Origin of the sequence: Cohnella sp. SGD-V74 (genome assembly GCF_003001675.1) — a bacterium.
Lineage (GTDB): Bacteria > Bacillota > Bacilli > Paenibacillales > Paenibacillaceae > Cohnella.
The window spans coordinates 33,887-48,681 of record NZ_PVYW01000011.1 but is presented as its reverse complement, the minus strand read 5'-3'; the positions used below and the strand labels follow the sequence as shown (position 1 = coordinate 48,681).

The window sequence follows — 14,795 nt, the reverse complement described above, 5'->3', positions numbered from 1 at the left end:
AAGAAACCTTTGCTTGCCTACCATGAAAACTTTAGTAAATACTTAGAAAAGTTAATGAGGTGTGGAGGAACGCGGAGAGGCGAGCTCCTATTCGATCTAGGAGTCGCTCGCCGCTGTCGCATACTTGCCGCTCGAGGCACTTTCTTGGCCTTCGCGCTCACGGCTGAGCCCGGTCCCGTGCCTCGAAGGCACTTTTATGGCCCTGGCGCACGACCGCCGAATGCGCTCTAGGCACTTTCTTGGCCTTCGCGCTCACGGGCGGGCCGACCGCCGTGCCTCGAAGGCACTTTCTTGGCCCCGGAGCACTCTCCGCGCTCCCTCTCCCCTCGTCGCCACCGCCCCTTATCGAGCTATTCTTCCAGCCACAGTACGCTGGTCACGCCGCGCGGGTAATACTTGCTGCCGATGATTTCCCCGGCGAGGATCTGGTCGCTCCAGCTCCAGTAAGACAGCTCGGGATGCGTCAGCCAGCCGACATGCGCCGCGTCGGCCGCAGGGCCGCCTTCGCCGAAGTCCACGCCCATGATGCGGCGAGCGATAAACTGGCACAAGTATATTTTGCTGAGCCAGGAATTGTCGCTCGTCGACGACAGCTTCCAGCCGCCGTCCGGGAACAGGCAGGCACCGGTCGAGAACACGTGATCCAGATGAGTCCGCAGCGCCTGCAAGTACGGCGCGAACCGTCCGTTCGGATCGAGCGCCTCCTCGTTCCCCGTCATGTAAGGGAAGATCAGCCCTTCGATCGCGGGAATGATTTTGGAGTCGTTGCCCTCGCCGATGACCGCCGGAATGTAGCCCTGCTCTCCTAACTGCGAGGCGATCGTGGATGCGCAACGCTCCGCTTGAAGTCCGGCCTGCTTCGCCAGTTCCGTCCAGCCGTAACGCGCGAACAGCTTCTCCATCGCGACGTAGGCCGCCCAGCACTTGCCGGCCATGTACAGATTGTTCCGGGATTGCCCCAGCGACACGTCCAGGCTGTCGTACGTCGTAATCTCGGCGCCGCCCATCGTGCTGGAACTGTCCAGCCCTATCAGGCCGTTGCGCTTGTCGGGATCGGGATGATCCCGGTTGAGCATGCTCTCGAAGCAGGACTTGAGCAGATCAGCCTTTTCCTGCAGCCACGCCTGGTCCCCGGAGCGCTCATCGTATACGGCGGCGCACAAAATCCAGTTGACGAGCTGCTCATGCGTCATATGCGAGAAGCAGCCGTCGATGCCGTACATTTCATAAGAGGAATGCGACGGTCGGGAAAACACATTGCCGACACCCATGTCGTGCGTAAAGCTGACCCCGCCGGGATGAAGCTCGCTCTCCCCGGGAAAACGCGCCTGATCTTCGTAGCTGTACCGGTCGACGAATTGGTCGAGCACGTTGCGAACCGTCCACGGATTCAGCTTCATCTCGAAAAACAACTGATCCGCCGTCAGGTCGAACGTGTTCATCATCCGGTATTCGCCTTCGTTCACGACCCACAGCGGCCTGCCGTCCCTATCCGCGAGCAGCTGCGTGTTGCCGTAGTAGCTGTGGACGGAATGACGCAGCATGAACTTCTGGTTTTCGTTCAAGCCGGACGTCGCAATCTCCTCGTCCGCTGACGCGCAAGCTTCAGTCAGCCGATCGAAATTCGCCAGCGCATAGCCGGCCACCTCCTCGATATTGCGGAACAGCCTCGTATAATAGTAGCTCGTCTCGATCCCTGCCGTCGCGACGCCTCCGCGGTAGAAGCAGATGGCGAAGCGAACCGTGCGGATTTCCCCGGCTGGCACGTCCGCCAGAATCGCTCCCGTCATCCCGAGGCCGAACGTCCAATTTTCCTCCAGCTCGGCGCCGAGAATCCGTTCCATGCCGAAGCCCATCGCCGAGCGGGCCGACGGATCGTCGGTCGCGACCGCGGTGATCAGCCCCTGGCCGACTCCTTTGATCGCCCCGTCCGTCGTGTCGTCCAGCCGGCGCATGTTCGCATACGGATCGCTGCCCCGGTATCCGAAGAAAGCTCTGCGGCTCTTCGAGCCTTTGCGGTTGTCGACGGTCAGTTCGGCGAACACCGCCGGCAGCAGCGCGTCCTTCAGCTCTTCCTCGGAAGCGCGCTCGGGATCGGGAACGGCACGTACCGGAGAATAGACGCGGAAAACAAGATTATCCGCCTGCCAAGTATCGGAGCCCAGACGAAGCTCTCTGCGAATGTCGCTATCCTCGTACGGATAAATCCGCGGCCCGGCGCTATCGTCCTCTTCTTCCTTCTCCACGTCGTATCTCTTGCTCTCGTCGACGGCGCTTGCGAAGAAAGGCAATGCGCGGTACAGCCGCTTGCCGCTGTCCGCCTCCACTCCGACGTACACGTTGTGGTCGGCCGGCTTGCCCAGCTCAAGGCCCAGTCCTCCCGTCGCCCCCTTAAACCCCAGAGTAAAGCTGGCGAATGCGCCTACAGGCGAATGATGCGCGTTGTAAAAAAGGTTCATGAATATGCTCGCTCCTTTGCGGTCTTTGCGGCCTATTCCCAAAGTAACACCGCGAGGCGCGGCGATCCATGCTCTTTTCTCTCCTTTTATTTACCCAAATCGGGCCGATAATCTGTTAAAATAGTGAAGCTCCATCATTCGCCAAAAGGGGGAAGCCTCGTGGATGCCAATTTGCGCACGGGTCAAAAAAACAGCGTCTCGGAGCAATTCGTTCCGGACTTGAGATCGGCCCACCAGATTTCCTTCATGCACGCCAGGGAAGTGAACGCCGACTGGATTTATCCTTCCCATGAGCATAAACAATACGAGATCAACTACGTCCTGCGCGGCTGCCAGACGATGGTCGTCGGCGGCGTGCCCTGCCGGCTCGAGTCGGGCGACTTCGTCCTCATTCGTCCCGGAGACATTCATTCCAGCAGCTCCGGCTCGGCCGACGGATTTGTCTATTTCTGCCTGCACTTCGAGATCGACGACCCGCCGCTGCTCCATCTGCTGGACGCCTTTCCTCGTTCCGCGATCGCCGGAACATCCGCCGAGGGAGCCGCCGTCCGCCCCATACTCGACAAGCTGGCCGCTTACGCCGTCTCGGACCAATCGTTCGATTTGGCGGTCAAAACCGGCATTCAGGCGGCGTTCTACGAACTGCTGTCCAAGCTGATCTCGGCGCTGTCCGGCGGCGCGTACCCGAACGACGACGGAAGGCCGCCTCACCCGGAGACGGCCCATCGCATTGAATCCCTTATTCATGCCGCGACCAAGCAGCCGATCTATCACGGCCATTCGCACGGGGAACGCCCGCTCGTCGGGGAGATCGCCCGCAAGCTCGGCATCAGCGAATCCCACTGCAACCGGCTGTTCAAGAAAGTGTACGGCGTTTCTCCGCGTCAATACTTGTCGACAATCATCCGTGACGAAGCGCAGCTTCTGCTGCGGGACACCTCCCTGTCCGTCGATCATATTTCCAGCCTGCTGGGCTATCGCGACATCGCCCATTTCAGCCGCCAATTCAAACGGTGGACGGGCGTCTCGCCGCGCGATTACCGGTCGGGCCTGCTCCCCATCCAACCGAGCTCGTAAGCGTACCTGGCGAGCTGGACGCGGTTTTCCAGATGCAGCTTGTGCAAAATGTTTTTCAGATGATTTTTGACCGTATGCTCCGAAATCGTCAGCTCCGACGAGATATCGCGGTTGGACAGTCCTCTGGCGACAAGGCCGAGAATTTCCGTCTCGCGCGCGGTGAGCGGGTTCTCGGGCGACTTCGGCCGCTCCGCCGCAGGGGAAAACTCCTTCAATATCCGAAACGCCAGCTCGCGGGTCATCGGCACCTCGTCCACGGCGATTGCGCGCAAATATTCCAGCCAAGCCCTCGGGTTCAAGTTTTTCAACAAGTAGCCCTGAGCCCCTTTCTTCAAAGCGTCGAACAGATGGGCGATATCGTCGGACACGGTGACGATGACGATTTTCACATACGGATACTTTTCCTTCAACCGCTTCGTCGCTTCGAGACCGTCCATGTCCGGCATATGAATGTCCATCAGAATCAGGTCGGGCATCCACTGCTCCGTCAGCGCAAGCGCTTCCTCCCCATTCGTCCCTTCGGCCACAATCTGGAACTGCGGATCGCCTCCGAGAATCGTTCGAATCCCTTCCCTCGCCTGCCTGCTGTCGTCGACGACCAACACGCGGAATCCGGCTGCGTTCATCGCTGAGCCTCCTCGTATGTCTCCTTACCGCTATTCTACGGAAAAAGCGGCCGTTTCAGATGACTCTTGCGAGCTATAACAGCGCCGAAAATGTGAACTTATTATGGCGGTTGCGGCCTGCCCCGGCCTTGTTGTGACCCTTTAGAGCTATAGCGGGCGGAAAAGACGATTGCTAAGATGGAGGTGAAAACGAAACGAGGGGGGACTTCGCATGAGTAAATGGATTATGTCGGGGCTGATCGCGGTTGCCTGCTTGTTCGGCGTCATCTTGCTGGCGACGGCGCTGCCCGAGAAAGAAGAAGCGGCCGACAAAGGCCCTGCGTTCGTCGTGCCGGAACGCGCCGTAGACGCGGCGGCGTCGGAGCAGATTTACCAGGCGCTGTGCATCTCCTGCCACGGCGACCAGCTTCAGGGAGGCGCCGGACCGGAACTGGCGCACATCGGCTCGGCCATGACGAAAGAACAGCTCTACAAGACGATCAAGGACGGCAAACGGGGCATGCCGGCCTTCGAGAAACGGCTGACGGAAGACGAGCTGCTGACGATTACGACTTGGCTCGCCTCGCACGAATGACGGGTTCTGGAGGTGCCGCTTATGCGGGGACGGACTAGCTCCGCCTCCTGGCTGTTCTACGCGTGGGCGGCAGCGGTCGTCGCGACGGCCGGCAGCTTGTACCTGAGCGAATATTTGCATTTTGTCCCGTGCAGTCTGTGCTGGTACCAGCGCATCTTCATGTATCCTTTGACGATACTGCTCGGCATCGCTTCCTGGCGCGGCCAGAAGCAAATCGTGCCCTACGCGCTGCCGCTTGTCGCGATCGGAGCCGGCTTCTCTGTCTACCACATCGCGGTGCAGGAGCTGCCGCACGGTCCGGACGGACCGTTCTGCGGCCCCGTGTCGTGCATGAACGACGTGCTGAACGCGTTCGGCTTTCTCACCGTGCCGATGCTGGCGCTGACCGCTTTCGCGATGATTTTCGCCTGTCTGCTGCTCGCTCGCCGGGCGGCAAATTGAAGCAAGGAAGTGACCCCTTGAATCCGAAACTGAAAAGCTATCTGTTCCCCGGCCTGCTGGCCGCGCTCGTTCTGGGAATCGCCGGCTATCTTGTCGTCCAATCCCTCGGTTCCGGCTCCTCGCTTCCCGTCGTACAAGCCGCGCCGGATTTCGAGCTGACGAACGTGGACGGACGGCAGATCAAGGCCGGCGACAATGCGGGCAAAGTCGTGCTGATGGAATTCATGTTCACCAGCTGCCCCGACATCTGTCCGGTAACGACTTACAAAATGGTGCAGCTGCAAGAGTAGCTCAAGCAGCAAGGCACATTCGGCGACAAGGTCCAGTTTGTGGCCGTCACCTTCGATCCCGAACGCGACACGCCGGAGACGCTGCAAAAATACGCCGAGCGTATGGGCATGGACATGAGCGGCTGGCACGTGCTGCGCGGAGAAGAAGCGGCAACGAAGGAGCTTGCCGCCAAGTACGGCGTCAACGTCGTCAATATGGGAGAAGGCCAATTCGTGCACAACGTCACTTCTCTGCAATTGATCGACGCCAAGCAGCAAATTCGGCGGGTGTACGAGATGGGCGACGGCATGGACAACGAGGAAGTGCTGAAGGACATCTCCAGTCTTTTAGACGAATAGAAATGAAGAAGGCTCCGATTCGCCCATCCGGCGGTTTCGGAGCCTTTTCGCTCTGGGTCGAGATTGCGCCGGATCGGATGGTCCACTCTGCTGGAATAGGAGTAGTCCCACGTTCCGTCGACCAAATAATCCGCATCGTATTTCCGAATGAGCCCGACGATCGCTTCCGCCGTCCGCGCATCGAAACGAACGGCGTCGACGATCCGTCCTTCCGCAGCCGCGAAAGCCCCGTTGCCGCCCACCATCGCATATTGGCGCATATGGAGCGGCAGCACCGGGAGCAAATCCCGGAGGCGCGGTTACAGCGACTCCGCCTGCTTATCCGCTGCTCCAACCCGACTCAGCGCCGTTACAGTGACTCTTCCTGCTCATACGCTACTCTAACCCGACTCAGCGCCGTTACAGCGACTCTGCCTGCTCATAGACCGCTCCAACCCGACTCAGCACCGTTACAGCGACTCTGCCTGCTCATACACTGCTCCAACCCGACTCAGCGCGGTTACAGTGACTCTTCCTGCTCATACGCTACTCTAACCCGACTCAGCGCGGTTACAGCCACTCTGCCTGCTCATACACCGCTCCAACCCGACTCAGCGCGGTTACAGCGACTCTGACGGCTCATCCGCTGCTCCAACCCGACTCAGCGCGGTTACAGCGATTCTGACGGCTCATATCCGGCTCCAACCCGACTGAGCACGGTTACAGCGACTCTGACCGCTCATCCGCTGCTCCAACCCGACTCAGCGCTGTTACAGCGACTCCGCCTGCTTATCCGCTGCTCCAACCCGACTCAACACCGTTACAGCGACTCTGCTTGCTCATATCCGGCTCCAACCCGACTGAGCACGGTTACAGCGACTCTGACCGCTCATCCGCTGCTCCAACCCGACTCAGCGCGGTTACAGCAACTCTGCCTGCCTATATGCAGCAGCTGCAACATCTTGGTTGCGTTACTTCGGGAGCGCTCTACTAGTAAATAAGGCTGTCCGCGTACAGAACGACATGCAGCCTCGCCAGGATGGCCGCCGCCTGCTCGCGGACGAGCGTCCGCCCCGGCTCGAATTTCCCGTCGCTGCCGGTCATGACCTGATGCTCGAACACGGCCTGGATCGCGTGTCGGCTTGCGGCGGACAGGCCGTCAATGTCGGAGAACGCCATCCGCTCCGCGCTCCCGTAGGTGGAGAGTCGTCCGGCCTTGGCCGCCATCACGGCCGCTTCCTCGCGCGTAATCGCGCGACTCGGCTCGAATCGCCCGGAGGTTCGATCCGTAATGCCGAGCTCTGCCGCCTTGGCCAACGTTCCGCTGTACCATGCGTCTGCCGGCACGTCAGAGAACGTCTTCCCCGTCTTGGGAGACGCTTCCTCCCCCAGCAGCCGGAGCAGCAGCGCGGCATACTCCGCACGGGTCAGCGCTTGCTTCGGAGCAAGCAGCTTGCCCTTGACGTCAATGCCCTGCATATATCCTTGCGCCAAAATAAACCCCATTTCATCACGCGCCCACGAAGACACCTGCGCCTCATCCGCATAGGCGGACAGCTCGGGCGAGAACACTCGCAGCGTGAAATCGCCTCTGGCTATCGTCGGCACGGCGGTTTTCCTATAGCCAGTCACCTCGATGCGGTATACTCCCGGCTTGAGCGCTCCGAACGACACCTTTCCTTCTGCGTCGCTTACCGCCGTTTTTCCTGCTAACCGAACGGTTACTCCTGGAGCGATCAAGTATCCGAGCCGGCGATTCGCTTTTTTGACGTATAGCTGAACCGGTTTGCCCGCGGGAATGGGAGAACCTAGAACCGTCTGCCCTTCGAAGTCCCATTCAATGCCGATCGTATCAAGTACCGCGGTGTTGTCCGAGCCGTAATAGACGAGCAGCTCGTCTCCTTCCGAAAGTCGCAGTCCGTCGGGGAAGTTCTCGGGGAACAACCAACTGCCGAGCTTCGTGCGAACGGCCAGCTTCCAGCTATCTTGACCGCCGTAGCGCCCTTCCGCAACGCCGGAGATCGCGCCGATCATCTGCCCCCCTTCCGGGTCGCTCTTCAGCTTATAGGGAATGCCTGCCTTCTTCAGAAAAGCGACCGCGGACGCCAGCGCCTCGCCGCTCTGCCCGCGTCCTTCCGCAATCGTGCCTTCCGGCCCTTCGACGGATACCTTCACGCTGTCCGCGACGACCGGCTGCTTCCAGATGACGTTCAGCGCGGACTCGCCGCCGGCGAAACGCTTGTAGACGGCCAGCGCCATGTAGACTTGAACCGTCGCGGTCATGTCCGCGCTTGCGCCTTCGCTTTCGGAGAAGCCTCCTCCCTCAAGCTGCCGCTTCAGCAGCGCCTGCAGAGGCTGGCTTCCGTCCGGCAACGTCCAGGCTGCGGCGTCGATGCCGAGCGCCGACAGCGCAATGACGGCCAAAGCCGTATCCGAAGCGCCGCCGAAGCCGCCGTCGGCTGACTGCTGCGTCCTCAACCATCGCAGCGCCTTGCTCGCCGGCTCCGAATCCGACGCTGGTGCGAGCGCCATCAACGCGGTCGACGTCGCGGCCACGCTGCCCTCTGCGGAAGCATCGCCCGGCAAAGCCCAGCTGCCGTCCTCGGACTGCAGCTCCAGGAGTTTGTAGTAGATCCGGTCCGAATACCACTCCGTGCGCGCCAGAGTGCCCGACACCGAGCGGTTGCCGACCAAGTGGGCCAGAGCGAGCCCCGGCGCTCCCTCCGCTTCCATACCGCGGTGATTCATCAAGATCGGGTATAAGTCTAGTCCGGCGATAAAATTGACGCTGCCCCCGGCCGCGGCGTAACCGGCCATCGAGCGGGCCAACTCGCTGACCTTGTCGTATTTGCCGCGGTTGGCGAGCAGTTCGTCGGCTTTGGCCCGCAAGTAGCTGTCGGGAACTTCCTTCCCGTTCAACGCCAGCCCGACCGCCGCCCAGTCCGACAGCGGTTCCTGCATATACAGCAGCCGCTCCGCGTCTTCCAGCGCCTGCCCCATCTCCTTCGTGAACACCGGCGGTCCGAGAGAGCTTTCGGCCGTCGTGCCGTCGGCGCCTCCTTCTGCCGCCAGCGCGGAAACGGCCGATTGCAGAACCAGCGACAGGGCGATCAACAGCGTCAGCATCCATTTGCCCCGGTTATGTATGGCGAATCGTTTCATTAGGTTTCTCTCCTTCGTCTCCTTGCGTCTCCACATCCTTCTTCTGTATTGGACGAACGGAAAGGGACGATAGTTTCGCTCGTAAACGGAGAGAGGTTTTCACAATATATAAAAAAACCTGCAAGGATCGTGAACAATCCTTGCAGGGGCTGTGTTAAACCGTTAGATCCACTGGAAGTGGAAGCTGCCTTCGCGATCCACGCGCTGGAACGTGTGCGCGCCGAAGTAGTCGCGCTGCGCTTGCAGCAGGTTGGCCGGCAGACGCTCCGTGCGATAGCTGTCGTAGTACGCCAGCGCGGAAGCGAACGCCGGAACCGGAATGCCTCTCTCGACGGCAACGGCGACCACTTTGCGCCATGCTGCCTGATAGTTTTTGACGACGCCGCCGAAGTAATCGTCCAGCAGCAGATTCGTCAGCTCCGGATTACGGTCGTACGCGTCCTTGATGTTTTGCAGGAATCTGGCGCGGATGATGCAGCCTCCGCGGAAGATCATGGCGATGCCGCCGTAGTTCAGGTTCCAGTCATACGCTTCGGAAGCGGCTTTCATCTGCGCGAAGCCTTGCGCGTAAGACGCGATCTTGCTCGCGTACAGCGCCTGGCGAACCGCTTCGATGAACTCGCGGCGATCGCCGTCGTACGCGGAGACGGCCGGACCGTCCAGCTTCTTGCTGGCGGCGACGCGCTCCTCCTTCATCGCGGAGATGAAGCGCGCGAACACCGACTCCGTAATGATCGACAGCGGCACGCCGAGGTCGAGCGAGCTTTGGCTCGTCCACTTGCCCGTGCCCTTCTGTCCGGCGGAATCGAGAATGACGTCAACCATCGGCTTGCCCGTCTCCGGATCGTTCTTGGAGAAGATGTCGGCCGTAATCTCGATCAGATAGCTGTCCAGTTCGCCGTTGTTCCATTCCGTGAAAATCTCGTGCAGCTCGTTCGTGCCGACGCCAAGAACGTCCTTCAGCAGGTGGTACGCTTCGCCGATCAGCTGCATGTCGCCGTATTCGATGCCGTTGTGCACCATTTTAACGTAGTGGCCCGCGCCCTCTTCGCCAATGTAAGTACAGCAAGGATCGCCGTCGACCTTGGCCGAGATGGCCGTCAGAATCGGCTCGACCAGCTCATACGCGCTCTTCTGACCGCCCGGCATGATCGCAGGACCGTTAAGCGCGCCCTCTTCGCCGCCGGATACGCCGGCGCCGATGAAGCGGAAGCCTTGCTCCTGCAGCTCCTTGTTTCTTCTCTGCGTGTCCGGGAAGTAGGCGTTGCCGCCGTCGATCAGAATGTCCCCGGGACTCAGATGAGGCACGAGCTGATTGATCGTGTCGTCCGTCGCCTGTCCGGCTTTGACCATGATCAGTATTTTACGCGGCGTCTCCAGGGATGCCACGAACTCTTCGACGCTGTACGTGCCGACGAAATTTTTGCCCTTCGCCTCTTCCAGCAGCTCCTTCGTCTTCTCCGGAGAACGGTTGAACAAAGCGACGGAAAACCCTTTGCTTTCGATGTTCAGAGCGAGATTTTTGCCCATGACGGCCAAGCCGACGACGCCGATCTGCTGCTTGCTCATTGACGGTTCCTCCCCAACTTATCTCTATTATTTAATCTCATTAATGAATTGCCTGGCTCCGCGGAAAACCGTCCTTATTGGACGGCTTTTTTCCAGTCTGCCGCGAACTTCTCCATTCCTTGATCCGTCAGCGGGTGCTTGGAAATCTGCTCGATGACGGAGAACGGAATCGTCGCGATATGCGCGCCGGCCATTGCTACGCGGGTTACGTGATCCGGATGGCGAACGGAAGCGGCGATGATTTGCGTATCCAGGTTATGCGTGCGGAACAGCTCGGCGACTTTGGAGACCAGCAGAACGCCGTCTTCCGAAATGTCGTCCAGACGTCCGAGGAACGGAGATACGTAAGTCGCGCCGGCACGGGCGGCGAGCAGCGCCTGGTTTACCGTGAAGATGAGCGTGACGTTCGTTTTGACGCCTTTTTTGCTCAGGTAGCGGCAGGCTTCGAGGCCGGCCAGCGTCATCGGCAGCTTGATCGTGATGTTCTTGTCGTAATCGTTGATCTTGATCAGTTCGTCCGCTTGGGCGATCATTTCTTCTGCGGTGAGCGCGTCCGGCGTGACTTCGGCGGATACCGACTCCACTTCCGGAACTTCGCGCAAAATTTCGGCGATGCGGTCTTCGAACTTGACGCCTTCTTTGGCGACGAGCGACGGGTTGGTCGTTACGCCGGACAGAACGCCGATTTTGTACGCCTTCTTAATGTCCTGCAGGTTAGCCGTATCGATGAAAAATTTCATGTGGATGACCTCCATTATTTAATATCGTTAATTTATTTCGACAAATCTTTGGCCAAACGAACGACATGCCCGACGGAGAAACCGAAATACTCCAGCACTTCGCCTCCAGGTCCCGATGCGCCGAACGTATCGATCGACAGCACTTTGCCTTCCGGTCCGGTGTAGCGGTCCCACCCAAGAGAGATGCCGGCTTCGATGGCGATCCGTTTCGCGACCGAACGAGGCAGCACACTTTCCTTGTACTCGCCGGATTGACGCTCGAACAGCTCGCGGCCCGGCATCGCTACGACTCGTACGGACAGGTTATCCCGCTCAAGCTCCGCCTTGGCGTTCACGGCCAAGGAAACTTCGGAGCCGGTGGCGATCAGGATCAAATCCGGCTTGTCGTTCGTTTCCGTCAGGACGTAGCCTCCCTTGGCGAGCTTTTCCTTATTCGCCTTCGTCTCTTCGTAGATCGGCAAGTTTTGCCGGCTCAGCACGAGAGCGACCGGTCCTTCCTTCTGCTCCAGCGCGTACGCCCAAGCGCTCGCCGTCTCGTTCGCGTCGCTCGGACGAAGAACGGTCAGTCCCGGAATCGTGCGCAGCGCGGCCAAGTGCTCGACCGGCTCATGCGTCGGTCCGTCCTCTCCGACGGCGATCGAGTCGTGCGTGAACACGTAGACGACCGGCAGCTTCTGCAGCGCGGCGAGACGAATCGACGGGCGCAAGTAGTCGCAGAAGACGAAGAACGTGCTGACGAAAGGCTTCACGCCGCCGTGCAGCGCCATGCCGTTGCCGGCCGCGCCCATCGCGTGCTCGCGAACGCCGAAGTAGACGTTGCGTCCCGCGTAGGATTCGACGGCGAACTTCTGCTCGCCCTTAATGTCCGTCATCGTCGAGTGCGACAAGTCGGCGCTGCCTCCGAAGATGGCCGGAATGGTTTTCACGAAGTGGTTGATCGCTTCCCCGCTCGCGACGCGAGTCGACACCGACTTGGACGTATCGAACGTCAAGATGTCGGAAGTGTCGATCGCCGCCGTGCCGTCGATCGCCTGGGACAGCTCTTGGCCCAACGATGGATGCTGCGTCTTGTAGGCGGTCAGCAACTTGTTCCATTCTTCTTCCTTGGCCGCTCCGTTTTGCTTCAGTTGCTCGAAATGCGCTTTAACCTCGGCCGGGACGGTGAACTCTTCCTCATAAGGCCAGCCGTACACCTGCTTCGTCGCCTTGGCCTCGTCCTTGCCGAGCGGATTGCCGTGAACCTTGTGCGTTCCGGCCGCTTTGCTGCCGTAGCCGATAATCGTGCGAACCTCGATCAGCGTAGGCTGGGAGTCGTTCTCCTTCGCGGCGGCGATCGCCTGATTGATCTTGGCGATATCGTTGCCGTCTTCGACGCGCAAATACTGCCAGTTCGCAGACTCCGCTCTCTTTTGGATATTTTCCCCGAAGGACAGGTTCAGATCCCCGTCGAGGGAGATGTCGTTGGAATCGTACAGCACGATCAGCTTGCCCAGCTTCATATGGCCGGCCATCGACATCGCTTCATAGGAGATTCCCTCCATGAGGCAGCCGTCGCCAACGAGCGCATAAGTGTGATGATCGACGACCGGGAAGCCTTCCTGGTTGAATTTCGCGGCCAGGTGAGCTTCGGCCATCGCCATGCCGACCGCCATGGCCACGCCTTGGCCGAGCGGTCCGGTCGTGGCGTCCACGCCGTCCGTATGGCCGTATTCCGGGTGACCCGGCGTCTTGCTGTTCAGCTTGCGGAACTGCTTCAGGTCGTCGATCGATACGCGATAGCCGGACAGATGCAGCAGGCTGTACAGCAGAGCCGATCCGTGACCTGCCGACAGCACGAAGCGATCGCGGTTAAACCATTTGGCGTTGCCCGGATTGTGGTTCAGATGACCTGCCCAAAGGGAGTAAGTCATCGGCGCGGCGCCCATCGGCAGCCCCGGGTGACCGGAGTTGGCGGCGTTGATGGCGTCGATGGAAAGCGTGCGGATCGTGTCGATAGCGAGTTGCTCAATGGTTTGTGTTGTAGGCATACTGTTCTCCCTCAATGTTTATAGTTTCAGCCTCACCGTCGAACCACCAGCGGAAGCCGTCCCGCGCGAGCAGCGCGTCGGATTCCGCAGGCCCGTAGGAGCCGGCGGCGTAAGGCTGCAAAGGCACGAGATTTTCGGCGAAGGCGTCGAGGATCGGCTGCACCCACTGCCAGCTCAGCTCGACTTCGTCCCAGTGGGCGAAGAACGTGCCGTCTCCGCGCAGCGCGTCGTGGATCAGGTTCTCGTACGCCTCGGGAACGTCGTCCTGGCTGCCGTGCAGCTCGACGTGCAGCGGCTTGAATTCGCCGTCTTCCTTCGTGTTGAGCTGCAGCGTAATGCCTTCCTTCGGACCGATCTCGAAGACGAGCAGGTTAGGCGTGCCGCGGCCCTGCGAAGGCTGCTGCAGCGGCTCCTTGAATTCGACGACGATGCGCGTGCTCTTCTCCTTCATTCTCTTGCCGGTGCGAATGTAGAACGGCACTCCGCGCCAGTAGATGTCGTCGATCTCCAGCTTGGCGGCGATGAACGTATCGTTCGTCGAGCCTTCGGCGATGCCCGGTTCGGCCAAGTAGCCGGCGACCGGCTTGCCGCCGATGGCGCCTTCCGCATATTGACCGCGAATGACGCTGGCCGAGACGTCCTGCTTCTGCAGCGGCACGACGGCCTGCATGATCCTCTTCTTCTTGAAGCGCACCTGCTCGGAGCTGCTCTCGTGCGGAAGATGAATCGCCGCCATCATGAGCAGTTGGAGCATATGGTTCTGGAACATATCCCGCACGGCGCCTACGTGGTCGTAGTAGCCGGCGCGTTCCTCGACGCCGACCGTCTCGCTCGCCGTAATCTGCACGTTGGCGATGTAGCGGTTCGTCCAGAGCGCCTGAATGACCGGGTTCGCTTGCTGCAGCGCGCCCATCTTCTGCACCATCGGCTTGCCGAGATAATGGTCGATGCGGAAAATTTCCTCCTCCGCGAACGTCTGGCTCAGCTTCCGGTTCAGCTCGCGGGCCGACGGCAGGTCGTGGCCGAACGGCTTCTCGATGACGAGCCGTTTCCAGCCCTTCTCGGAGCCAAGTCCGCTCTCGAGAATGTTCGCCGCGATCGTCTCGAAAAACTCCGGACCGACCGACAGATAGAACAGCCGGTTAGGCGGGGCGCCAAGCGCCTCCTCCCGCTGCTCGATCCGCTCCAGCAGCCTCGCGTAATCCTCCTTGCGCCCGATGTCCAGCACGTTGTACCGGAACGCGCGCACGAATCGCTCCAGCGAGCCGTCGTTTTTCGCTTCGCGCCGGGAAAACTGCCGAACGGATTGCTCGACGTTAGCCTGAAAAGACTCGTCGGTCCATTCTCTTCTTCCGAGACCGAACAACGAGAACGATTCGGGCAGCTTGCCGTCGATGAACAGATTATACAAAGCAGGGTATATTTTTCTCTTCGCTAAATCCCCTGTTGCTCCGAACAGTACGAATGTCGTGGCCTCCATCTTCCTCCTGCTCCTTCCGAATGCGCTATGGC

Annotated in this window: 10 protein-coding genes and 1 pseudogene; 4 read left to right on the top strand and 7 right to left on the bottom strand. The window is 60.1% G+C overall.

Annotation, left to right across the window (positions count from 1 at the left end):
- Positions 1-350: 350 nt before the first annotated feature.
- Positions 351-2,459, bottom strand: coding sequence for a glycoside hydrolase family 52 protein (locus B0G52_RS17315; protein ID WP_094046568.1), 2,109 nt, complete (start codon positions 2,457-2,459; stop codon positions 351-353).
- A 159-nt stretch (positions 2,460-2,618) separates the two neighbouring features.
- On the opposite strand from B0G52_RS17315, the gene B0G52_RS17310 reads away from it, so the two are divergent.
- Positions 2,619-3,536: an AraC family transcriptional regulator gene (locus B0G52_RS17310; RefSeq protein ID WP_094046566.1), complete on the top strand. Its 918-nt coding sequence runs from the start codon at positions 2,619-2,621 to the stop codon at positions 3,534-3,536.
- On the opposite strand, the gene B0G52_RS17305 is transcribed toward B0G52_RS17310, so the two are convergent.
- The gene (locus B0G52_RS17305; protein ID WP_094046564.1) at positions 3,497-4,162 is read right to left on the bottom strand and encodes a response regulator; all 666 of its coding nucleotides are present in this window, start codon (positions 4,160-4,162) and stop codon (positions 3,497-3,499) included. The genes B0G52_RS17310 and B0G52_RS17305 overlap by 40 nt on opposite strands.
- A gap of 211 nt (positions 4,163-4,373) precedes the next feature.
- Here B0G52_RS17305 and B0G52_RS17300 point away from each other — a divergent pair, with 211 nt between their 5' ends.
- From B0G52_RS17300 to B0G52_RS36450, 3 genes and pseudogenes are all read left to right on the top strand, one after another.
- Complete coding sequence (locus tag B0G52_RS17300; protein ID WP_094046562.1) at positions 4,374-4,736, top strand: c-type cytochrome; 363 nt, start codon at positions 4,374-4,376, stop codon at positions 4,734-4,736.
- A gap of 21 nt (positions 4,737-4,757) precedes the next feature.
- The gene (locus B0G52_RS17295; protein ID WP_094046560.1) at positions 4,758-5,177 is read left to right on the top strand and encodes a disulfide oxidoreductase; all 420 of its coding nucleotides are present in this window, start codon (positions 4,758-4,760) and stop codon (positions 5,175-5,177) included.
- A pseudogene (locus B0G52_RS36450) lies at positions 5,063-5,806 on the top strand (SCO family protein). The gene B0G52_RS17295 and the pseudogene B0G52_RS36450 overlap by 115 nt, the downstream one beginning before the upstream one ends.
- A gap of 969 nt (positions 5,807-6,775) precedes the next feature.
- Here the strand turns inward: B0G52_RS36450 and B0G52_RS17285 are convergent.
- The 5 genes from B0G52_RS17285 to zwf all read right to left on the bottom strand — a co-directional run bounded on the left by B0G52_RS17285 (position 6,776) and on the right by zwf (position 14,763).
- A complete protein-coding gene (locus B0G52_RS17285) occupies positions 6,776-8,947 on the bottom strand; it encodes an S-layer homology domain-containing protein (RefSeq protein ID WP_158223750.1) in 2,172 nt (723 codons plus the stop codon).
- 162 nt (positions 8,948-9,109) lie between these two features.
- Complete coding sequence (gene gndA / locus B0G52_RS17280) at positions 9,110-10,516, bottom strand: NADP-dependent phosphogluconate dehydrogenase (RefSeq protein WP_094046556.1); 1,407 nt, start codon at positions 10,514-10,516, stop codon at positions 9,110-9,112.
- 74 nt (positions 10,517-10,590) lie between these two features.
- Positions 10,591-11,256, bottom strand: a complete 666-nt coding sequence (fsa, locus tag B0G52_RS17275) for a fructose-6-phosphate aldolase (RefSeq protein WP_094046554.1) — start codon at positions 11,254-11,256, stop codon at positions 10,591-10,593.
- A gap of 32 nt (positions 11,257-11,288) precedes the next feature.
- A complete protein-coding gene (gene tkt, locus B0G52_RS17270; protein ID WP_094046552.1) occupies positions 11,289-13,283 on the bottom strand; it encodes a transketolase in 1,995 nt (664 codons plus the stop codon).
- A complete protein-coding gene (gene zwf, locus B0G52_RS17265; protein WP_094046550.1) occupies positions 13,261-14,763 on the bottom strand; it encodes a glucose-6-phosphate dehydrogenase in 1,503 nt (500 codons plus the stop codon). The genes tkt and zwf overlap by 23 nt, the downstream gene beginning before the upstream one ends.
- Positions 14,764-14,795 lie beyond the last annotated feature (32 nt).

What these genes read in the sequence shown, in the direction of transcription:
- B0G52_RS17315 (WP_094046568.1), bottom strand. Translation starts at nt 2,459, where the DNA reads ATGAACCTTTTTTACAACGCGCATCATTCGCCTGTAGGCGCATTCGCC.
- B0G52_RS17305 (WP_094046564.1), bottom strand. Translation starts at nt 4,162, where the DNA reads ATGAACGCAGCCGGATTCCGCGTGTTGGTCGTCGACGACAGCAGGCAG.
- B0G52_RS17300 (WP_094046562.1), top strand. Translation starts at nt 4,374, where the DNA reads ATGAGTAAATGGATTATGTCGGGGCTGATCGCGGTTGCCTGCTTGTTC.
- B0G52_RS17295 (WP_094046560.1), top strand. Translation starts at nt 4,758, where the DNA reads ATGCGGGGACGGACTAGCTCCGCCTCCTGGCTGTTCTACGCGTGGGCG.
- B0G52_RS17285 (WP_158223750.1), bottom strand. Translation starts at nt 8,947, where the DNA reads ATGAAACGATTCGCCATACATAACCGGGGCAAATGGATGCTGACGCTG.
- gndA (WP_094046556.1), bottom strand. Translation starts at nt 10,516, where the DNA reads ATGAGCAAGCAGCAGATCGGCGTCGTCGGCTTGGCCGTCATGGGCAAA.
- fsa (WP_094046554.1), bottom strand. Translation starts at nt 11,256, where the DNA reads ATGAAATTTTTCATCGATACGGCTAACCTGCAGGACATTAAGAAGGCG.
- tkt (WP_094046552.1), bottom strand. Translation starts at nt 13,283, where the DNA reads ATGCCTACAACACAAACCATTGAGCAACTCGCTATCGACACGATCCGC.
- zwf (WP_094046550.1), bottom strand. Translation starts at nt 14,763, where the DNA reads ATGGAGGCCACGACATTCGTACTGTTCGGAGCAACAGGGGATTTAGCG.